Origin of the sequence: Kumtagia ephedrae (assembly GCF_003012745.1) — a bacterium.
GTDB classification, from domain to species: domain Bacteria; phylum Pseudomonadota; class Alphaproteobacteria; order Rhizobiales; family Rhizobiaceae; genus Kumtagia; species Kumtagia ephedrae.
On the sequence record NZ_PXYK01000007.1, the window covers coordinates 117,926 to 136,848 of the forward strand.

Annotated in this window: 20 protein-coding genes, 1 pseudogene and 1 riboswitch; of the genes and pseudogenes, 8 read left to right on the top strand and 13 right to left on the bottom strand. The window is 66.1% G+C overall.

All coding sequences use genetic code 11. The features are described 5' to 3' along the window. Positions 1-13: 13 nt before the first annotated feature. The 5 genes from cobO to C7I84_RS09365 form a co-directional block, all read right to left on the bottom strand. The gene (cobO, locus tag C7I84_RS09345) at positions 14-628 is read right to left on the bottom strand and encodes a cob(I)yrinic acid a,c-diamide adenosyltransferase (protein WP_106771903.1); all 615 of its coding nucleotides are present in this window, start codon (positions 626-628) and stop codon (positions 14-16) included. A gap of 1 nt (position 629) precedes the next feature. Further along, a complete protein-coding gene (gene cobU, locus C7I84_RS09350; protein ID WP_106771904.1) occupies positions 630-1,145 on the bottom strand; it encodes a bifunctional adenosylcobinamide kinase/adenosylcobinamide-phosphate guanylyltransferase in 516 nt (171 codons plus the stop codon). Beyond that, the gene (locus C7I84_RS09355; protein WP_106771905.1) at positions 1,138-1,902 is read right to left on the bottom strand and encodes a CbtA family protein; all 765 of its coding nucleotides are present in this window, start codon (positions 1,900-1,902) and stop codon (positions 1,138-1,140) included. Before C7I84_RS09355 ends, cobU begins: the two co-directional genes overlap by 8 nt. Before the next feature lie 12 nt (positions 1,903-1,914). After that, entirely contained in the window at positions 1,915-2,094 is a 180-nt protein-coding gene (locus C7I84_RS09360; protein WP_106771906.1) for a CbtB domain-containing protein, read from the bottom strand. A gap of 35 nt (positions 2,095-2,129) precedes the next feature. After that, a riboswitch (cobalamin riboswitch) is annotated at positions 2,130-2,323 on the bottom strand. A 66-nt stretch (positions 2,324-2,389) separates the two neighbouring features. Next, on the bottom strand, positions 2,390-3,076 hold the full coding sequence (locus C7I84_RS09365; protein ID WP_106771907.1) for a gamma-glutamylcyclotransferase: 687 nt from the start codon (positions 3,074-3,076) through the stop codon (positions 2,390-2,392). Between the two features lie 136 nt (positions 3,077-3,212). Between C7I84_RS09365 and C7I84_RS09370 the strand changes: the two genes are divergently transcribed. Continuing rightward, positions 3,213-4,394 carry an aromatic ring-hydroxylating oxygenase subunit alpha gene (locus tag C7I84_RS09370; protein WP_106771908.1) on the top strand — a complete coding sequence of 394 codons (1,182 nt, stop codon included), beginning with the start codon at positions 3,213-3,215 and terminating at the stop codon, positions 4,392-4,394. A gap of 28 nt (positions 4,395-4,422) precedes the next feature. Here the strand turns inward: C7I84_RS09370 and C7I84_RS09375 are convergent, their stop codons facing one another. Next, positions 4,423-5,256: an aldo/keto reductase gene (locus C7I84_RS09375; RefSeq protein WP_106771909.1), complete on the bottom strand. Its 834-nt coding sequence runs from the start codon at positions 5,254-5,256 to the stop codon at positions 4,423-4,425. 80 nt (positions 5,257-5,336) lie between these two features. Between C7I84_RS09375 and C7I84_RS09380 the strand changes: the two genes are divergently transcribed. Together C7I84_RS09380 and C7I84_RS09385 are read left to right on the top strand one after the other, a co-directional pair. Continuing rightward, positions 5,337-6,335, top strand: a complete 999-nt coding sequence (locus C7I84_RS09380) for a heparan-alpha-glucosaminide N-acetyltransferase (protein ID WP_106771910.1) — start codon at positions 5,337-5,339, stop codon at positions 6,333-6,335. After that, positions 6,332-6,796, top strand: coding sequence for a methyltransferase family protein (locus C7I84_RS09385; protein ID WP_106771911.1), 465 nt, complete (start codon positions 6,332-6,334; stop codon positions 6,794-6,796). Before C7I84_RS09380 ends, C7I84_RS09385 begins: the two co-directional genes overlap by 4 nt. Before the next feature lie 21 nt (positions 6,797-6,817). On the opposite strand, the gene C7I84_RS09390 is transcribed toward C7I84_RS09385, so the two are convergent. The 3 genes from C7I84_RS09390 to mgtE all read right to left on the bottom strand — a co-directional run bounded on the left by C7I84_RS09390 (position 6,818) and on the right by mgtE (position 10,221). Beyond that, positions 6,818-8,227, bottom strand: a complete 1,410-nt coding sequence (locus tag C7I84_RS09390) for an adenylate/guanylate cyclase domain-containing protein (protein ID WP_106771912.1) — start codon at positions 8,225-8,227, stop codon at positions 6,818-6,820. A gap of 119 nt (positions 8,228-8,346) precedes the next feature. After that, positions 8,347-8,733, bottom strand: a complete 387-nt coding sequence (locus tag C7I84_RS09395; RefSeq protein WP_106771913.1) for a MerR family transcriptional regulator — start codon at positions 8,731-8,733, stop codon at positions 8,347-8,349. Between the two features lie 69 nt (positions 8,734-8,802). Beyond that, entirely contained in the window at positions 8,803-10,221 is a 1,419-nt protein-coding gene (mgtE, locus tag C7I84_RS09400) for a magnesium transporter (RefSeq protein ID WP_106771914.1), read from the bottom strand. 308 nt (positions 10,222-10,529) lie between these two features. Here mgtE and C7I84_RS09405 point away from each other — a divergent pair. Further along, a pseudogene (locus C7I84_RS09405) lies at positions 10,530-11,387 on the top strand (MBL fold metallo-hydrolase); the annotation flags it as partial. A 115-nt stretch (positions 11,388-11,502) separates the two neighbouring features. After that, entirely contained in the window at positions 11,503-11,640 is a 138-nt protein-coding gene (locus C7I84_RS29990) for a hypothetical protein (protein WP_165816033.1), read from the top strand. Positions 11,641-11,649: 9 nt separating this feature from the next. Here C7I84_RS29990 and C7I84_RS09410 read toward each other — a convergent pair whose 3' ends face one another. Both C7I84_RS09410 and C7I84_RS30845 read right to left on the bottom strand, forming a co-directional pair. Beyond that, positions 11,650-11,967, bottom strand: coding sequence for a Dabb family protein (locus C7I84_RS09410; RefSeq protein WP_106771916.1), 318 nt, complete (start codon positions 11,965-11,967; stop codon positions 11,650-11,652). A 95-nt stretch (positions 11,968-12,062) separates the two neighbouring features. Continuing rightward, positions 12,063-12,191 (bottom strand): hypothetical protein, encoded by a 129-nt coding sequence (locus tag C7I84_RS30845; protein WP_280954219.1) that lies wholly within the window; start codon positions 12,189-12,191, stop codon positions 12,063-12,065. 204 nt (positions 12,192-12,395) lie between these two features. On the opposite strand from C7I84_RS30845, the gene C7I84_RS09415 reads away from it, so the two are divergent. After that, positions 12,396-12,743 carry a hypothetical protein gene (locus C7I84_RS09415; RefSeq protein WP_106771917.1) on the top strand — a complete coding sequence of 116 codons (348 nt, stop codon included), beginning with the start codon at positions 12,396-12,398 and terminating at the stop codon, positions 12,741-12,743. A 12-nt stretch (positions 12,744-12,755) separates the two neighbouring features. On the opposite strand, the gene C7I84_RS09420 is transcribed toward C7I84_RS09415, so the two are convergent. Together C7I84_RS09420 and C7I84_RS09425 are read right to left on the bottom strand one after the other, a co-directional pair. Continuing rightward, on the bottom strand, positions 12,756-14,732 hold the full coding sequence (locus C7I84_RS09420) for a bifunctional 2',3'-cyclic-nucleotide 2'-phosphodiesterase/3'-nucleotidase (protein ID WP_106771918.1): 1,977 nt from the start codon (positions 14,730-14,732) through the stop codon (positions 12,756-12,758). A 98-nt stretch (positions 14,733-14,830) separates the two neighbouring features. Continuing rightward, on the bottom strand, positions 14,831-16,111 hold the full coding sequence (locus C7I84_RS09425; RefSeq protein ID WP_106771919.1) for an NAD(P)/FAD-dependent oxidoreductase: 1,281 nt from the start codon (positions 16,109-16,111) through the stop codon (positions 14,831-14,833). A gap of 168 nt (positions 16,112-16,279) precedes the next feature. On the opposite strand from C7I84_RS09425, the gene C7I84_RS09430 reads away from it, so the two are divergent. Together C7I84_RS09430 and C7I84_RS09440 are read left to right on the top strand one after the other, a co-directional pair. Beyond that, complete coding sequence (locus C7I84_RS09430) at positions 16,280-16,948, top strand: 5-formyltetrahydrofolate cyclo-ligase (RefSeq protein ID WP_106771920.1); 669 nt, start codon at positions 16,280-16,282, stop codon at positions 16,946-16,948. A 726-nt stretch (positions 16,949-17,674) separates the two neighbouring features. Continuing rightward, the gene (locus C7I84_RS09440; protein WP_106771922.1) at positions 17,675-18,631 is read left to right on the top strand and encodes a manganese catalase family protein; all 957 of its coding nucleotides are present in this window, start codon (positions 17,675-17,677) and stop codon (positions 18,629-18,631) included. Positions 18,632-18,923: the final 292 nt, after the last annotated feature.

Below are 18,923 nucleotides of genomic sequence, written 5' to 3' on the forward strand. Positions count from 1 at the left end.
TCCCGCCAGCCGTCTAAAACTCGATTCCCTGCTGCGCCTTCACGCCGGCTGCGAAGTGGTGCTTGGTCGCGCCCATCTCGGTGACCAGGTCCGCGGCCTCGACCAGCGCCGGCTTGGCGTTGCGGCCGGTCACCACCACATGCAGCCCGCCGCGCCGCGCCTTGAGCGCCGCGACGACCGCGTCGAGATCGAGATAATCGTAGCGCAGCGCGATGTTGAGTTCGTCGAGCACGACGAGGCCGATCGTCGGATCGGCCATGAGTTCCCGTGCCTTCGCCCAGGCGGCTTCGGCCGCCGCCACATCGCGCCGAAGATCCTGCGTTTCCCAGGTGAAGCCTTCGCCCATCGAATGCCACACCACCTTGTCGCCGAAGGCCGCGAAAGCGGCCCGCTCGCCGGTGTGCCAGGCGCCCTTGACGAATTGCACGATGCCGACGCGGCGGCCGTAGCCCAGCATGCGCAACGCCAGACCGAAGGCGGCCGTGGTCTTGCCCTTGCCCGGCCCGGTGTTGATGATGAGCAGCCCCTTCTCGACCGTCTTGGTCGCGACCTCCGCGTCCTGAACGGCCTTGCGCTTGGTCATCTTGGCCTTGTGGCGCTCGGCCTGCGCGTCGTCGATCGCCTTCATCTCACTTCACCCGCATCGGCAGCCCGGCCGCCATGAACAGCACATCGTCGGCCACGGCTGCCACCTTCTGATTGAGCCGCCCGGCCGCATCGCGAAAGCGCCGGGCGAGCGCGTTGTCCGGCACGATGCCGAGGCCGACCTCGTTGGAGACGACGAACCAGGGGCCGCGCGGCCGCGCCAGCAGGTCCGCCAGGCGGCGGCTTTCGCCCTCGACGTCATGATCGGCGAGCATATGGTTCGACAGCCACAGCGTCAGGCAGTCGACCAGCACGGGCCGCCCATCCGTAACCGCCTCGAGGGCTCCGGCCAGATCGAGCGGCGCGTCGACCGTTTCCCACCCGGCCTCGCGGCGGGCGCGGTGCAGCGCGATGCGCTCCGCCATCTCGTCGTCGAAGGCCTGCGCCGTGGCGATATAGGTCCACGGCGCCGGAAGCGCCGTGACCCGCGCCTCGGCGTGGCTGCTCTTGCCGGAGCGCGCCCCGCCGAGGACGAAGGTCAGCCGGCCGCGTTCAGGCAAGCTGGCCGCGCGCCTCACTGGCCGAGCCGAAAAAGCGCGAGCGCACGGCGCCGACCAGGCCGCCGAGCAGCGCCCAGAAGATCAGGTTGGTCACCGTGGTGGCGACCACGAACTGGTGGTGCAGGTCGGCGGGAATGGGCGAATCGTGGCTTTCCGGCTGCGGCGCGCCGATGATGTGCGGGACGACGATCAGCGCCACGCCGAGGATCGACAGCGCGACCGTGCCGCGAAAGGCGATCAGGGCGAGGCCCGCCGCCGTCGCCAACACCGTGCCGATCCACCAGACCTGGCGCGCGGCGAGATCGGCCGCCGGCATGGCCGGCAGCTCCGGCGGCAGGCCAAGGCCGGGCGCCAATGTGAACACGGCGAAGCCGGCAAAGCCCCAGAGAATTCCCGAGCGCCAGCCCGAAATGCCGCCGGCGAACTCCGACGCGGCCACCAGGATCAGCGCGAAACCGATGCCGCTCAGCACGTTTGCAAGGAAGTTGAAGAAGAAGCGCTCGAAACCGTCGGCCGGAGTCCACGCCTCCTCGCCATGGGAATGCGCCTCGGCGGCGGCCGGCACGGCTTCGGTGCCGGTAGCTTCAGCCGCAGCGGGCGCGCCGTGGTCGTGGCCTGTGGCCTCGCCGGCGCTCTCGAAGGTTTCCGCCTTCAGGATCAGCGGCACGGTGGAATAGGCCTGGAGCGCGGTCATGACGAGGCTTGCCAAAAGCCCTGCCGCCGCCGCGACCAGCACGACGTTGCGAAGAAAGGTCATGTCACGCTCCCGTCAGTGGCAGGGAAAGGCCATCGAGTGACGGTAGTCATGCGCCGCGTTGTGCGCCGCCTCCATATGCGAGAAGCCAACGAAGCCGACGATGAAGATGCCGAGAAAGCCGGCAAGCGCGAGTTGAATGGCGCGCGAGGAAGCCGAGACCGGAACGCCCAGCGAAGTCGAAACCGTATTCATTGCAAGTCCCTTCCGCCCTCCACCCGAGGGCCCTTGATGCACGAATGTCGCCGGCAGGTCTCCTGGCTCGCGGGTTCTCGCCTTGCCCCGCCTTCCCGAGACAAAAGCCTCAGTGGCATTCGGGGTAGGCTCGCCGCTTACAGTTGCGGGGGCAGCCGCGGCCTTGGGCGAGACGCCCGCACCGCATTCCCTTTTGGTTCCTCGCGGAACCGACGACGGCCGCGACAATAGGCGCAAACCAGCGCCACTGCAAATCCGAATCCGACATCGCACAGCCGGCCTGGTCGAGGAATCGCTATCGGTCGGCCGCGAGTTCGGCTGCCACCAACTCCTGCAGCCGCCACAGGCGGCGGTCATGGATGCCGCGCGTTTCGAGGTTGCGCACGGTGTGGAACAGATAGTCGGCGCCGGAGCCGAGATGGCCGCAGGCTCGGGCCAGGATGCGCGCCACTTCCGCGTCGCTTCGCTTGCCGGCAAACGTCCGGCCCTTCGGGTTGACGGCGAAGCCGAGCGCGGCAAGCGGCCCGCCGGCGGTATCGAGCTTCAGCCAGGTCGGCAGGTAGGTGGAAGGCTTTGCGGTCATCTCGCGGCGGATCAGCCTGGAGACCATCTCCGCCGGATCGCCATCCGGCAGCCTGAAGGCGACGCCTCCGCATTGGCCGCCGGGCATGAGACCCATCATCAATCCCGGCTGCTCCAGCGTGCCGCGCCAGCGGGTCTGGTGAATGCAGAAGGCGCGGTGATAACCGCGCGCGGTGGCGACGCACTCCTCCACATGCTCGATCTCCGGCTTCCAGATCAGCGAGCCATAGGCGAACAGCCACAGCGGTCCGGCCGGCCGCTCCTCCATCGTGGCACCGAGGAGTTGCGCATAGTCGTCCTCGTCGAGATAGCCGAGGCCCGGCTCCTGACCGGAATCGGCGATATCTCGGTGGCAGCGCGCCACCATTTCCTCGGTCAACGCCATCAAGCGGGGCTTCATGCGACCGTACTCCGCGATAGGACACCCTGGCGCCCTTCGCGGCACAATCGCCCGGCGCTGCCTGGAAAAGCAAGTCGCCCCGGCACGGTTGACAAAGCCCGATGCGAAGTGTCCGCTCATGCAAATGGAGTGCGCGATGACCCCTGAATCGGTGAAGAGCGATCCTTACAACGGCCTGCCGTCGGCCGAGCCGACCCTGCCGTCCTCCGCCTACTGGGACCCCGCGGAATACCAGCGCGACCTCGAAGCGATCTGGTACCGCGACTGGATAATGGTCTGCCGCGAAGCTGACCTGTCGCAGCCGCTTGCCTACCGGGTCTTCACCATCGGCTCGCAGCAGGTGCTGGTGCTGCGCGACGAGCACGGCGAGTTGCGGGCCTTCCACAACACCTGCCGCCACCGCGGCTCGCAGCTCTGCCGCGGAAGCGAAGGTCGGCTCAAGGCGCGGCTGCTCACCTGTCCCTACCACGCTTGGTCCTATTCGCTGCGCGGCGATCTGGTGCGCGTGCCGTCGAAGTCGCTACCCGAAGGCTTCGACAAGGCCGACTATCCGCTCTACCCGGTGGCGCTGTCGCTGTGGCGCGGCTTCGTCTTCGTCAATCTCTCGCCCGAGCCCGCCGGCACGGCCGCCCACGCCCTCGACCGCGATTCGGCCGACCTCACCAACTGGCCGCTGGAAGGTCTGGTGACCGGCCATGTCTTCACCAAGGTGATGGCCTGCAACTGGAAGATATTCTGGGAGAACTTCAACGAATGCCTGCACTGCCCCGGCGTGCACAAGCACCTGTCGGCGCTGGTGCCGATCTACGGCCGCGGGCTGATGGCGCGCCATGACGATCCGCAATGGGCGCTGCATGCCGACAATGACGAGCCGCAATATGCCGGCGGCCTGCGCGCGGGCGCGCAGACCTGGTCGCATGACGGGCGGGCGCTGCGCCACACGTTCAACGGGCTGTCGGAGCGCGAGCGCACCGCCGGCCAGAGCTATGCCATGAACCTGCCGTCCATGTTCGTCGTCGGCCATGTCGACTATGTGCGCACGGTGCGGCTGGTGCCGCTCGGCCCGGAGTTGACCGAACTCACCGCCGAATGGCTGTTCCTGCCGGAAGCGCTCGAAGAGCCCGGTGCCGACCTCGACAACATCGTCGCCTTCGGCACCACCGTACTCGAGGAGGACGCGGCCGTCTGCGAGATCAACCAGCGCGGGCTGCACGCCCGGCCGCACCGGGCCGGCGTGCTGATGCCGGAGGAATACGATCTCCACCGCTTCCACGAATGGGTGCGCGCGGCACACCGGCGCGCCGCCGCCTCGCCCTGACGCTCCGCCTCCGACCGGGAAAACCGGATCAGCCCGCGGCCCAGTCGATCGGAAATTCATCGTGGTCGCAGAGCCGCCGGCCGGCCTGCGTGAGCGTAGTGATCGCCTCCATCTCCGGCTCGCTCAAGGCGAAATCGAAGACGGCGATGTTCTCGGCCAGCCGCTCCTTCCTGGTCGTGCGCGGGATGGCCACCACGCCGGCCTGCTGCACGTGCCAGCGCAGGATCACCTGACCCGGCGTCTTGCCGTGGTGCTCGGCGGCGGCGCGCACCGCCGGCTCCGAAAACAGGCCGCCGTCACGGAACAGCGGACAGTAGGAGACCAGCGCCATGTCAGCCGCGCGGCATGCGGCGACGAGCTTCGACTGGTCGAGATAGGGATGGTACTCGACCTGGTCGCAGACCAGCGGCGCTTCCGACAGCGCCACCGCCTCGGCGAGAAGTCTCGGCGGAAAGTTCGAGACTCCGACGTGCCGGGTCAGGCCGCCACGGCGCGCCGCGTTGAGGGCGCCGATCGTCTCCTTCAGCGGGATGGTGGGGTTCGGCCAATGGATAAGCAGGAGGTCGACATGGTGGAGGCCGAGCCGCCGCAGGCTCGCTTCGGCCGCGCGCTCCAGCTTGCCGGCGGCAATGTCGGTGTACCAGACCTTGGTCGTGACGAAGACCGCGTCGCGGCCAATATCGCTCGCAGCAAGCCCGCGCCCGACGTCGGCCTCGTTGTCATATCGCGCGGCGGTGTCGACGTGCCGGTAGCCGAGCGCCAGCGCCGACGCCACGAGATCCGCGCAGGCATCGCCGCGCAGGGTCCAGGTGCCGAGCCCGAGCGCGGGAATGGCGGCGCCATTGGCGTTGACGACATGCATGATAGCCTCCAGGTGCTTTCGTTGGCGCTGCCGGACGTGATAGCCGTGGCGCCGCAGCCGGCACCGGAACCCGCCCCCAAATGCATCCTGACCCGAAAACCCAGCGAGAGCCAGCCGCGAAGCGGCGAATCGAGGCGCTCGACCTCGCCCGCGGCCTCGCCCTCCTCGCCATGGCGATCTACCATTTCGCCTGGGATCTCGAATTCTTCGGCTATGCGCCGCCGGGCATGACGGCCGTCGGCGGCTGGAAGCTGTTCGCCCGCTGCATCGCCTCCAGCTTCCTGTTCCTGGTCGGCGTCAGCCTGGTGGTGGCGCATGGCCGCGGGATACGCTGGCCGGGTTTCCTGCGCAGGCTGGCGATGATCATCGCCGCCGCGGCGGCGATCTCCGCCGTCACCTATGTCGCCGTGCCGGACGCCTTCATCTTCTTCGGCATCCTTCACCAGATCGCCCTGGCCAGCCTGCTCGGCCTCGCCTTCCTGCGTCTGCCGCCGCTCCTGACGCTTGCGGCAGCCGCCTTCGTCATCGCCCTGCCGCTCTTGTTCCGCTCTACAATCTTCGACCATCCGGCCTTGCTGTGGCTGGGGCTGTTCGAGAGCAGGCCGCGCTCCAACGACTACGTCCCGCTGTTCCCCTGGTTCGGCGCGGTGCTCGCCGGTATCGCCCTGGCGGGAATGGCGGCCGCCGCCGGCCTGTTCGACCGGCTCGCAACAATCCGGTTCGGCCGCTGGTCGACCCCGCTGCAGTTCATCGGCCGCCACAGCCTCGCCTTCTACCTGATCCACCAGCCGGTGCTGATCGGCGCCGTCTGGCTGTTCTCCCAGATGCTTCCGCCTGCGATACAGCCTCCGGAGGTACGCTTCCGCGCCTCCTGCGAGGCGACATGCGCGCAAGAACGCGACGCGGCGTTCTGCACGCGCTATTGTGCGTGCATGCTCGGCGAACTGGAGACTACGGGCGACCTGCCCAGCATCTTCGCCGGACGACAGGATGAGGATCTGCGCGAACGCGTCTCGGGCATGGCCGGACTGTGCACGGCGCGCGCCGAGGACAACGAGCTGGAGGATACCGCGCCGTGACGCCACCCAACCGCTTTCCCTGGCCGCCGGTGATCTATCTCGCGGCGATCGCCGTCAGCATCGTGCTCGGCATCGTCTATCCCCTGCCGTGGATCACCGGACCGCTGTCCGACCTGCTGTTCGCCGCCGGCTGGCTGGTGGTCGCCGCCGCGGTCGCCGTCGAGGTCGCGGCCTTCCGCGCCTTCTCGCGCGCCAGGACGACGGTCATGCCGACACGCGTGTCGGAACATCTGGTGACCACCGGACCGTTCGCCTTCACCCGCAACCCGATCTATCTCGGCAACACCGCGCTCACCATCGGCATCGGGCTGATCGTCGGCAGTCTATGGTTCCTGCTCTTCGCTGTGCTCGCAGCGGTGACCACGCAGAAGCTGACGATCGAACCGGAGGAAAGACATCTGGAGGCGCGCTTCGGCAAGAAGTACCGCGACTATCGCGCCCGCGTCCGCCGCTGGCTGTAGAGGCGGCGAGCTGCGCCGCCGTCAGGGAATCGCGAAAATCCTCACCTCGCGCTCGATGCCGCGCAGCGCCAGATCCTGTGAGACCGGCGTCAGCCTGTTGGCGGCGAGCACGCCGGCCGAATGCTCGTCCTCGACCACCGCGCTTGTGACGAAGATCGCCTGCGAGGTGGCGAGCCCCTGCACCCTGGACGCGATGTTGACGGTCTGGCCGAAATAGTCCTGCCGGTCGTTCATGGTGACGGCGATGCAGGGGCCCTCATGGACGCCGATCTTCAAGAGCAGATCCTCGCGGCCGCTGTTCTCGTTCAGCGAGCGCATCGCGTCCCGCATCCTGATCGCCGCCGCGACGGCCCGGTCCGGCGTCGGAAAGGTCGCCATCACCGCGTCGCCGATCGTCTTGACCACCGCGCCGGCTTCCGAGGCGACGATCTCCTGCAGCACGCGGAAATGCGCCTGCACCATGTCGAAGGCGTTCAGGTCGCCGACACGCTCGTAAAGCTCGGTCGAGCCGCGCAGGTCGGTGAACAGGAATGTCAGGCTGGTGATCTTCAGCCGCTGGTCGACCGCCACCGTATCGGTGCGGTAGAGATCGCGAAACGTCTGGTTGGTCAGCAACTGCTTGGCGGTCAGGAACGGCCGCCGCCGCCCGAGCATGTCGTGCAAGGCATGGCCGGCGATGAAGACCGCCGGCAGGACGCGTATGTCGGTGCGGTTGTCGATCGCAATGCGAAGCGGTCCGGGCTGCATCTGCAAGGTCTGGTTCTGCGAATGCTCGCGGTCGTAGATCAGCGCTAGATTCTGCCGCTCGCGCGTCGGCTCGCCCTTCACGTCGATGAACTGCACGCTGTGCGTCACCGGTTCGAAGACGATGATGAACTCGGCTGGCAATTGCAGCGCCAGCACCATCTTCTCGCCCGCCGGAACCTCGACGGCTTCGATGACCATCTCGTCGATCGCTTCGGCGTAACCATCCTCCGGCAGGTCGACGCCGGAGCCCCAGTAAAGCTGCCTGAGATATTCGAGCATCGGCAGCGTTTCGGGATTGTGGGCGGCGATGCGGCGCACCCTCGGGCTCACGGTGAACGTCACCTCGACCATCTCGTCGAGCGTCGGTGAATACCCTTCGGCGCAGAGGGTGCAGACATATTCTTCCTTGGTGACGGTCTTCAGGGTGGCACCGCTCTCCAGCACGCCGCCGCAGCCGGGGCAGAGCACGTTCCACGCTATGTCGAACACGCCGAGCGACGCGCCATGCAGGAAGCCGGCGACGGTCCGCTCCGGGTCGAGGCCGTTGCGGTCCGCGAAGGCCAGCGGGTTGATTCTGCACAGCGCGCGGTCGGTGCCGTCGGCGACAAGCGTTTCGATGGCGCCCGCCACCGCAGGGTCCGCGGAATTCCGCAACATCGCAAAGAGAGCGCTTGTTTCGCTCATGATCCGCCTCCGCAGCTGCTGGAGCGTCGTTCAAGGCGATTCATACACCCGGCGAAGCGGTCCGTCACTTGCGACATGGGCACCTGCTGACACCGCAGTGTCGGCAGGGCCGCGGCAAGTCAGGTGTTGACGCCGAGCTCGACCAGCCGCTCGACGCAGGATTCCTCCGCCTGGTCCAGTTCCGCCAGCGTCTCTTCCAGATCCCGGCGCTTCTGGCGAAGGTCTTCCTTCTTCTCGTTGATGCGCGTGATGAGCAGCTTCAGCTGTCCGACCTCGCCGGGCGGCTCCCGGTACATCTGGATGATCTCGCGGATCTCGTTGATGGAGAAGCCGAGCCTTTTTCCGCGCAGGATCTGTCGCACCAGATGGCGGTCGGAGGGCCGGAACAGCCGGGTGCGGCCGCGCCGGACCGGCTGGATCAATCCCTCGTCCTCGTAGAAGCGCAGGGTGCGCGTCGATATGTCGAACTCCCTGGTGAGTTCGGTGATCGAATAGTATTCGCGCATGCCCAGTCCTGCCGGCCGATTCCAGTTCGGCAGGATCGCACGGCGTTTACGTAAAAGTCAATTCAGGCCTCACCCGAGATGCATCCACCACGTGGCCAGCCCGAGAAAGGCCAGAAACCCGATGACGTCGGTGATCATCGTAGTGAAGATCGACGAGGAGATCGCCGGGTCGGCGCCGAGCTTGTCGAGCAGCAGCGGGATAAGGATGCCGCCAAGTGCTGCCGCCAGCATGTTGATGACCATGGCGGCGGCGATCACGATGCCGAGGTCGTGGTTCTGGAACCACAGGGCGGCGACGACGCCGATGATGATGGCGATAATGGCGCCATTGGTGAGGCCGACCAGCACCTCGCGGCGGATGACGCGGCCTGCATTGTAGATGTCGAGATCCTTGGTGGCGAGCGCCCGCACCGTCACCGTCATCGTCTGGGTGCCGGCATTGCCGCCGAGCGAGGCGACGATCGGCATCAGCGCGGCAAGCGCCACCATTTCCTCAATTGTGGCGCCGAACAGGCTGATGACGGAGGCCGACAGGAAGGCGGTCGCCAGATTGACCAGCAGCCAGGGCACGCGCGAGCGCGAGGTCGCAATGACAGTGTCGGAGAGCTCCTCGTCGCCGACGCCGCCCATGCGCAGGAGATCCTCCTCGGCCTCCTGCTGGATGACGTCGACGACGTCATCGATGGTGAGCACGCCGACCAGCCGCTCGTTCTCGTCGACGACGGCGGCCGACAGCAGGTTGTACTGCTCGAACTCCCGCGCCGCCTCCTCCTGGTCCATCGTGGCCGGGATCGCGTGGCGCGTCTCGTGCATGATGTCTTCGATCTTGACCGAGCGCTTGGCGCGCAGGATCTGGTCGAGATCGATGGCGCCGAGCAGCTTGAAGGACGGATCGATGACGAAGACCTGGCTGAAGCGGTCGGGCAGGTTGTTGTCCTCGCGCATGTAGTCGATGGTCTGGCCGACCGTCCAGAACGGCGGCACCGCGACGAACTCGGTCTGCATGCGTCGGCCGGCCGACTCTTCCGGATAGTCGAGCGAGCGGCGCAGCCGGATGCGCTCGGTGAACGGAAGCTGGGCGAGGATCTCGTCCTGGTCGGCCTGGTCGAGATCCTCGAGAATGTAGACCGCATCGTCGGAGTCGAGCTCCTGGACGGCCTTGGCGATCTGCGCGTTGGGCAGGTTCTCGACGATCTCCAGGCGGATCGCCTCGTCGACCTCGGTCAGCGCCGAAAAATCGAAGTCGGCGCCGAGCAGGTCGACCAGCGTGCGCCGCTGCTCCGGCAGCAGCGCTTCCAGCAGGTCGCCGACCTCCGACTGGTGCAGGTCGCCGACATCCTTGCGCAGCGTCAGCGTATCGCGGTCGGCGATCGCCGCGCCGATATGCGCGACGAAAGCCGGCCGGATGACGCCGTCCTCGCCATAGATGTCGGCATGCGCCGCCTCGTGGCCGGCGTCGCCCGGGGTCGTTTCCTCGTGGCCTTCCAATTGCGCCGCCTTGCGATGTCCGGTGTCGTTGTGCCGCAGCTTTAGCCCGGCAGGGAACGGAATTTCAAACGAAATGCAGCCGCGCCGAACACCGTCTCCGGCGGGCAACGCACTGATGACCCCGCTGCGTTAAGTGCGGCATCCACGAACGGCGTGGACAGAAGCAGGCGCCGACCGCCCCGGCAACAGGTGCCGCCGTCGCGATGGCGTTGTACACTCTACCAGAATCGACGGGTTTCCGGCTGGCGGGAGATGCAATGCAGCAGAACGAAACCACCGATGGGTGCGCGGTCACCGGCCGGCCGGCCGTACAAGGCTTCTTCGACCCGCGAACATCGAGCATCCAGTACATCGTCACCGATCCCGCGACGAAGCGCTGCGCCATCGTCGACCCCGTGCTCGATTTCGACGAGAAGTCGGGCGCGACCTGCACCGCCAGCGCCGACGCCCTGCTCGCCCATGTGACGGCACAAGGGTTCACTGTGGACTGGATCCTCGACACCCATCCGCATGCCGACCACTTTTCCGCCGCGCACTACCTGAAGGGCAGGACCGGCGCTCCCACCGCGATCGGCGCCCATGTCGTCGACGTCCAGCGGCTGTGGAAGGATATCTACAACTGGCCGTCGCTCGCCACCGACGGCTCGCAATGGGACCGGCTCTTCGCCGGGGACGACCGCTTCGGCATCGGCTCGCTGGAGGCCCGGGTGATGTTTTCACCAGGCCACACGATGGCTTCGGTCACCTATGTCGTCGGCGACGCCGCCTTCATCCACGACACGCTGTTCATGCCCGACGGCGGCACCGCCCGAACCGATTTCCCTGGAGGCAGCGCGTGCAGCCTGTGGGCGTCGATCCAGGACATCCTCGCCTTGCCGGATGACACCCGGCTGTTCACCGGCCACGATTACCAGCCCGGCGGACGCGAGCCCTCTTGGGAAAGCACGGTGGCCGAGCAGAAGCGCTCCAACATCCACGTCGCCGGCTCCGATGAAGCCGCCTTCGTCGCCATGCGCGAGGCGCGCGACCGCACCTTGCCGATGCCGAAGCTGATCCTGCACGCCCTGCAGGTCAACATCTGCGGCGGCCGCCTGCCCGAGCCGGAGGACAATGGCCGCCGCTACCTCAAGTTTCCGCTCGATGCGCTGAAAGGCGCCTGCTGGTGATTTTTCCGACCTCCGCCGCCCGACGGTCACCTGACACAGCAGCCTTGCGCCGTGGCCACCCTGCCCTACCTGTCGGCCACACCTTGCGAAACGGAGCGGCCGATTGAAAACTGTTGTGATTGTCTTGCTGGCCGTCCTGCTGTCGGCCTGCGGCGCGGCCAAGGCCGCACGCGAGACCGGGCAACTCTTCGACAAGTATGGCTGCATGAGCCGCGATCTGAAGGGCGAGAAACCTTGCGGCGTGGAGAACTGAAGTGCCGCCCTACTGGATTTCGGGCGCCGCTTTGGCATGGGCGAAAGCCGCGAAATCAGCCGAAAACCGCAACTCGCGCATCGGCCTGACCTTGCGCGTCGTCTCGGCATAGAGCGGATGCGCCTTGTAGGCGGCCAGCGCCGCCTCGTCGGCGAACTCCGCATAGACGACGACGTCGATGGCGTCGCACAGCGGATCGACCTTGCTGTTGCGCGCAACCTCGAAATGGCTGGAATGCGGGATTTCGGCGAGCTTCCACAGCCCCGCCTCGACAGCGTCCACCTGGCCGGGGCGCTTTGCGCTGAAGAATACGATATGCCGGATCAACACCGCCTCCGCACGACGATCGTGCGGTGCTTTTGCGGCGCCGGGCGCCGATCGTCAATGCGACGACTTCGCCCTCCCCGCGCCCGGGCAGGCCGTCAGCCGGTGACGCTCTTCACCATCGCGTCGACCGTCTTCATGACCTGCGCCAGATAGCGGCCGTCGTAGCGGGCGCCGTCCCATATGATGAGGCCGGTCAGAATGCAGATGCCGATGACGTAGCGCATGTCCGTTCCCGCCTCAAATCCATCATCCGCAGCATAAGGCGCAGGAGTAAATCATCCGTCATCGGCGGCGAACAGGCTTCTGTCGGCGGTCCGCCCGTCTCGAACGTGATCTCGGAAAGGCATGAAACAAATGCGGGCGGGCGGCGTTGCGGATGCGAACCGCGCGGATTCTCGCCACGCGGTGCATGACGAAAGGATGCAGTCATGAAGCGCATTTCGTTTCTAGCAGCGGCGGTTCTGCTCGGCAGCGCCGCAGCAGGTTTGGCGCAATCGGATGAACCTTGCGTCGAGGATCTGGCAGGCATTGCCGGGTCGGGCGCATGCATCGCCACCCCGAGTTTCGATTCGACGCTGGACTCGTCAGGAACACTTGACGAGGGCACGACCTCGGCCATCCCCTCGGTTCCGCAACCGCAAGGCATGGCGCCGCTGGTGGTGCCGAGCACGCCTCAGGAACAGGGGCTCGGCCAATCAGGCGGCAGCGGGAATTTGCTGGACGGTTCCGGCAACGGTCTGGGCAGCAACCGGATTCCTTCGCCGGAAATCCGCTGACGGTGTAGCCGCTTACAGCGTGATGCGGTACTTCGCGAAGCCGTTCTCGCCCTCGCCCGCCGGCTCGATCTTCACCGCCTTGACGTCGGCGATGAAATCCTTCGCCTTCGGCCCGGTCTCGAAGATCACGGTGGCGCCTTCGACCGGTACGAACGACCAGTTGGCATCGGCGGTCGGGTTGATCGTCTTCTGCTCCATGATGTAGCGCACGATCACGTCGCGGTTGGTGTCGGGCGCCTCGAAGATCACCTTGCTGTCGTTGATCTCGGGGAAATTGCCCCCGCCGCCGGCACGGTAGTTGTTGGTGGCGACCACGAATTTCTGCACGGGATCAACCGGTTTTCCGTCGAACATCAAGTCCTTTATGCGATTCGCGGAGGCATCGAGCACGGCGCCCTTCGGATCGTATTTCGGTGGCTGCGACAGGTCGATGCGATAGGTCACGCCGTCGATGACGTCGAAATTGTAGGCGGGGAAGTCGGTGTTGATGAGCTTCTGGTCGGCCTTGCCAGGCTCGATCCGGTTGAAGATGCCGGCCGACATCTCCAGCCATTCCTTGACCTGCGCCCCGGTGACCGCCACGGCGCGGACGGTGTTCGGGTAGAGATAGAGATCGGCGACGTTCTTGATCGCCACGTCGCCGGCCGGCACATCGGTGTAGTAGTCGGGTCCGCCACGGCCGCCCGACTTGAACGGAGCGGCCGCCGACAGCACCGGAAGGTCTTTCCATTCAGTGTCTTTCAGAAGATCCTTGATGTACCAGGTCTGCGCCTGGCTGACGATCTGCACGGACGGATCGTCGGCGACCAGCGCGAAATAGGAATAGAGCGGAGCAGCCGTCTTGCCGACGGGACGGCGGACATAGGCGAGCGTCGCCTCGTGGTCGGTCTTCAGCGCCTCGACCAGGCGCTTGTCGTCCTCGACCGTCGCCTTGTTCCTGTTGTCGACCCGTTCAAAGATCGGCCGGGCCTCCGAGGTCGCGGAGACGACCTTCCATTTCGAGCCGTCGCGTTCGAGCAAGAGGTCGATCAGGCCCATATGTGAGCCCCAGAAGCCGCCCATGACCGCCGGCTTGCCCTGCAGCGTGCCGGCCTTGGCGTCGACTCCCTCCAGGTCCTGAAAATCCTTCTTGCCGGGGAAGACGAGGTGCTGATGCCCGGTGAACACCGCATCGATACCGTCTACGCCGGCAAGGAAGAAGGAAGCGTTCTCCATCATGTCGCCCTGCTTGACGTCGATGCCGGAGTGCGACAGCGCGATCACGATGTCGGCTCCCTCCTCCTTCATCTGCGGCACCCAGGCCTTCGCCGCCTGCACGATGTCGCGGGTGGCGACGTTGCCGGAAAGATTTTTGGCGTCCCACAACATGATCTGCGGCGGCACGAAGCCGATGACGCCGATCTTGATCGGGTGTTCGGCGCCGGCGCCGTCCTTGATGGTCTTGTCGAGGATCAGATACGGCTTGAGATAGAGCTTGTCGTCGCGCGGGTTGGCGGCGAGTTCGGTGCCGCGCACCAGGTTGGCGCAGACGAAGGGGAAATTCGCACCGGCCAGCACCTTGTCCATGAAAGACAGGCCATAGTTGAACTCGTGGTTGCCGAGCGTCGAGGCCTCGTAGCCGAGCAGGTTCATGCCCTTCATCACCGGGTGGACGTCGCCGTCCTTCATGCCCTTCTCATAGGCGATGTAGTCGCCCATCGGATTGCCCTGCAGGAAGTCGCCATTGTCGACCAGCATGGCGTTGGTCGCTTCCTTGCGCACCGCCTCGATCAGCGACGCCGTGCGCGACAGGCCCATCGTGTCGTTCGCCTTGTCGGCATAGTAGTCGTAGGGCAGCACGTTCACATGGATGTCGGTCGTCTCCATGATCCTCAGATGCGCCTGATTGGCCTGGGCGCGCGCCGAGAATGGATGCATCATGACGAAGGCGGCAGCGGTGCTGCCGGCCAGAAAGGAACGACGCGAAACAGGCCGAACGAGACGGGACATGCTCTCCTCCCCAGGATGTGCCGCGGCAACTGTCGCGCCGAATCCCGCGCAAGTCCAGCAGCCGGGATCACCGGCACGATCAAACTGCCGGCCGGGAGCTATGCGCGACCGTCGTTTCCTCCGTCCGCGTCGCCTTGCGTGATGAGCCGCGCGCTGCGCTGGCCGGTGGCATAGATCCACAGCCAGCTCAGCGCCACCGCCAGCCTGTAGCGCAGGCCGATGAGGAAATAGATGTGGGCGAACCCCCAGAGCCACCAGGCAGGCCGGCCGGTCAGCCTGATCCAGCCGAGATCGGTGACGGCGGCCCGCTTGCCGATGGTGGCGAGGTCGCCGCCGTGGCGGTATCGGAAAGGCCGGGCCTCGCCCTCTCCCGCAAGCCTCGCCTTGATCGCCGCGGCGACATGCCGTCCCTGCTGCTTTGCCGCGGGCGCGACGCCCGGCACGAGCGAGCCGTCCGCATTCTCGACATGCGCCGTGTCGCCGACGACGAAGATGTCCGGATTGCCCGGCAGCGTCAGGTCCGGCGCGACCTTGACCCGTCCCGCCCGATCGGCCTCGGCGCCGAGCCATTCCGCCGCCGGCGAAGCCGCCACGCCGGCCGCCCAGATGATGGTGGCCGCCGGCAGGACCACGCCGCCGAACGTCACCCCTTCCGCGCCGCAGCCGGTGACCGGGCGGCCGAGTTCCACCGTCGCGCCCAGCTTTTCCAGCGCCCCCTTCGCATAGGCCGAAAGTTCGGGCTTGAAGGCGGGAAGGATGCGCTCTCCGGCTTCGACCAGCACGACACGCGCCTCGCGCGGATCGATCGAGCGGAACTCGCCGGCCAGCGTGTCGCGCGCCAGTTCTGCGATCGTGCCGGCGAGCTCGACGCCGGTCGGGCCTCCGCCGATGATGACGAAAGTGAGCAATGCCCTGCGGCGTTCCGGATCGGGCTCGGTCTCGGCCTTCTCGAAGGCGAGCAGCAGGCGGCGCCTGATCGTCGTCGCGTCCTCGAGCGTCTTCAGTCCGGGTGCGTAGGGCTCCCACTCGTCATGGCCGAAATAGGCATGGCGCGCCCCCGTGGCGACGACGAGCGTGTCGTAGGGAATGCCGCCGCCGTCGTCCAGCAGGACGCGCTTGCCGGCCCTGTCGACGCCGGCCGCCGAGGCGAGCAGCGTTCGCACGTCCTTGCGCCGGCGCAAGAGATGGCGGATCGGCCAGGCGATTTCGGAGGTCGCCAGAGAGGTCGTTGCGACCTGGTAGAGCAGCGGCTGGAAGAGATGGTGGTTTCGCCGGTCGATCAGCGTGACCTCGACATCGGCGCCTTTGAGCTCCTTGACGAGCTCCAGTCCGGCAAAGCCGGCACCGACGACGACGACATGGTGTCTGGCCTTCGCCATTCGTTCACCTTTCGCAGGCCGCCCTGGTAGATGTAGGGAAATTTGTGCATTGCAGCAAGACAATGCCTGCCGAATGCCCATGAATGCCGGGTGCCATGTCGCAAATGCGCCTGCCGCATTCCCGCGCGAGGACTAGCTTTACCTGGCAGGAGAGCATGGAGGACACGCATGGCCCATGGTGCCGACGACCGACGCGGAGCGCAGTATTCCTCCCCGCCCTGCTTCATGCATGAACTGGAAGGACATGCCGACCGGGAGACGCCCGCGGATCCGGCGCAGTGGGCTGACGTCCGGCGCTGGCGCAAGGCCGAACGCGAGCGCCTGATCGAGGACCGCCTGGCGATCTCGGCCGAGGCGCGCGGAAATATGTCGGCAGCAATCGCGGCCGGACTCGACACCGCGATCGGCGGCCTGCGCGGGAGGACGATCAGCCTCTACTGGCCGTTTCGCGGCGAGCCGGACCTGCGGGGCTGGGCCGCTGGCGTGGTCGAGCGCGGCGGCGGCGTCGCGCTGCCGGTGGTGATCGAGAAGGCGCGGCCGCTGGTGTTCCGCAGCTACCGGCCGGGCGACAGGCTGGAAAAAGGTGTCTGGAACATCCCGGTCCCGGCGGACGGCGCCGAGGTGCTGCCCGACATCGTCATCGCCCCGCTGGTCGGTTTCGACGCCAAAAACTTCCGGCTCGGTTATGGCGGCGGCTTCTTCGACCGCACACTGGCGGCCCTGCCGCGTAAACCGCTGGTGATCGGTGTCGGCTATTCCATGCAGAGCATCGCGACCATCTACCCGCAACCGCACGACATTCCCATGGACTTCGTCGTGACGGAGATACCCGGATAGTCGTTCCAGGCTACCCGAACTGTCGGTTCTGACGGCATATCAGGCCACGGCTGCCGCCAGGCGGCCCGCCTCTCTCGAATTGTCACCGTCCCGGATCATCTTCCTTAACCTGCACCGCCTAACATTGGCCGTCGAACAGGCGAGGTCGAGATGCGCCGTGTTGAAGCCCTACTTGCAGGCGCCCTGCTGCTCCTTGCCGGCCTGTCCGGCACCCTTCCAGCCACGGCGGCCGAGGCATGCATGGGCGAGAACTGCCTGTCGCAAGAGGCTGCACCGCAGACGGACTGCGTCGGCGAGCAATGCAGCGCTCCCGCCGAGCAGGCCGACCCTCCCGCGATGGAATGTCTGGGCGATGGCTGCGCCCAGCGGGCAGGCGGCCCTGTCAAGGAGTGCTCCGGACAGGATTGCGTCCTGAAGCCGGTGGAGCCAAATGCGGACTAAGAGTCTGTCAGGCCATATCGACTCATGGTGAGCCCTGAATCCGGCTGTGAAAGCAGTCCGCCGGCAAACGACCCCTTCGAAGACGTTGACGACGCCATCACACGTACCAAAGCAGCCGTTCCCACAGAGGCTCGCAGCAGCGGATGGCGTGAACGAGGCCATCACGCCTCGTCGACGCACCCCCAGTGCAGAGAAAGGCGGACAACTTCCCGACCAGCTTAGCGGAACATGCGAATGCCTGGAAAGTTGGGAAGGCCGTCGAAACCCCTGCCAGGAGCGTCATCAATGTTTATGCACAACAAGCGGCTTCAATACACAGTGCGCGTCTCTGAGCCGAACCCGCAACTCGCATGCATGATAATGGAGCAGTTCGGCGGTGCGGACGGCGAGCTTGCCGCTGCGATGCGCTATTTCACGCAAGGGCTTGGTGAGGACGATCCCGGCCGAAAGGATATGCTGCTTGACATTGCGACCGAGGAGTTGAGCCACCTTGAGGTGGTCGGTTCCATCGTCACCATGCTCAACAAGAGCCTCAAGGCACAGCTCGCCGAAGGTCAGATGAAGGAGGCCGAGCTTTACAGGATGGTCGGCGCCAGCGGCACCAGCGCAAAGGAGTCGATCCTCTTCGGCGGCGCTCCGGCCTTGTGCGATTCTGCCGGTGTTCCGTGGACCGCCGCCTATGTCGATTCGCGCGGCGAGCCTACGGTGGACCTGCGCTCCAACATCGCTGCCGAAGCACGCGCCAAGATTGTCTATGAGCGCCTGATCAACATCACCGACGATCCCGGCATCAAGGACGCGCTCGCCTTCCTGATGACGCGCGAGGTCGCTCACCAGAAGTCGTTCGAAAAGGCGCTCTATGCGATCGAGAACAACTTCCCGACGGGCAAGCTGCCGGGCATCGAGAAGTATGCCAGCATATACGTCAACGCCTCGCAGGGCGAGGGCGACGCGACTGGCCCGTGGAATTCCGGCGATGAATGGGACCGCATCGACAATCTCGAGGAGGTGATGCCGATCGACGGCGGCGACGGTCTCGCGACGGTCAAGCTCGACGCAAAGGACAAGAAGGTTGCGATCAAAATGGCCCAGCGCACCATGTCGGATCCGTCGTCCGACCCCACAACCGGTGCCGATCTCGGTGCGGGCCCGGGAGCGGGCCGTACCAAGAATGGCGATATGGGCGGGGCCGCCAACATCCAGAAGGCCCCCGCCATGGCGGAAGCGACCGCTCGCAAGTGAGCGACGTTAGTCAGCCGCGAATCTTCTTTCGACCGCGGCTGATTTTGCCCCGACGGAATCTCCGGGTCTGCGTGGATGGCCCTGCTTCCCGCGTGCCTTCTGGGAAGCAGACGGACCGCTTCCCACTCCATCTCAGCGTTTCGCGTTTATGGTTTCACCGCCCAGACGGGCTCGCGAGCTAACGTTTTCGCCTTCAAGGCTTCAGCGGGCGAAAACTTCACTCCGATGAATTTAGTTTGACATCCATGCAAGGATCGTTTCAGATCGCCTGATCGAAGGCTGCGAACTGCAG

Bases quoted from the DNA above. Each gene is read 5' to 3' on its own strand.
- cobO (WP_106771903.1), bottom strand. From the start codon at position 628: ATGAAGGCGATCGACGACGCGCAGGCCGAGCGCCACAAGGCCAAGATG.
- C7I84_RS09355 (WP_106771905.1), bottom strand. From the start codon at position 1,902: ATGACCTTTCTTCGCAACGTCGTGCTGGTCGCGGCGGCGGCAGGGCTT.
- C7I84_RS09360 (WP_106771906.1), bottom strand. From the start codon at position 2,094: ATGAATACGGTTTCGACTTCGCTGGGCGTTCCGGTCTCGGCTTCCTCG.
- C7I84_RS09365 (WP_106771907.1), bottom strand. From the start codon at position 3,076: ATGAAGCCCCGCTTGATGGCGTTGACCGAGGAAATGGTGGCGCGCTGC.
- C7I84_RS09370 (WP_106771908.1), top strand. From the start codon at position 3,213: ATGACCCCTGAATCGGTGAAGAGCGATCCTTACAACGGCCTGCCGTCG.
- C7I84_RS09375 (WP_106771909.1), bottom strand. From the start codon at position 5,256: ATGCATGTCGTCAACGCCAATGGCGCCGCCATTCCCGCGCTCGGGCTC.
- C7I84_RS09380 (WP_106771910.1), top strand. From the start codon at position 5,337: ATGCATCCTGACCCGAAAACCCAGCGAGAGCCAGCCGCGAAGCGGCGA.
- C7I84_RS09390 (WP_106771912.1), bottom strand. From the start codon at position 8,227: ATGAGCGAAACAAGCGCTCTCTTTGCGATGTTGCGGAATTCCGCGGAC.
- C7I84_RS09395 (WP_106771913.1), bottom strand. From the start codon at position 8,733: ATGCGCGAATACTATTCGATCACCGAACTCACCAGGGAGTTCGACATA.
- C7I84_RS30845 (WP_280954219.1), bottom strand. From the start codon at position 12,191: ATGCGCTACGTCATCGGCATCTGCATTCTGACCGGCCTCATCATATGG.
- C7I84_RS09415 (WP_106771917.1), top strand. From the start codon at position 12,396: ATGAAGCGCATTTCGTTTCTAGCAGCGGCGGTTCTGCTCGGCAGCGCC.
- C7I84_RS09420 (WP_106771918.1), bottom strand. From the start codon at position 14,732: ATGTCCCGTCTCGTTCGGCCTGTTTCGCGTCGTTCCTTTCTGGCCGGC.
- C7I84_RS09425 (WP_106771919.1), bottom strand. From the start codon at position 16,111: ATGGCGAAGGCCAGACACCATGTCGTCGTCGTCGGTGCCGGCTTTGCC.
- C7I84_RS09430 (WP_106771920.1), top strand. From the start codon at position 16,280: ATGGCCCATGGTGCCGACGACCGACGCGGAGCGCAGTATTCCTCCCCG.
- C7I84_RS09440 (WP_106771922.1), top strand. From the start codon at position 17,675: ATGTTTATGCACAACAAGCGGCTTCAATACACAGTGCGCGTCTCTGAG.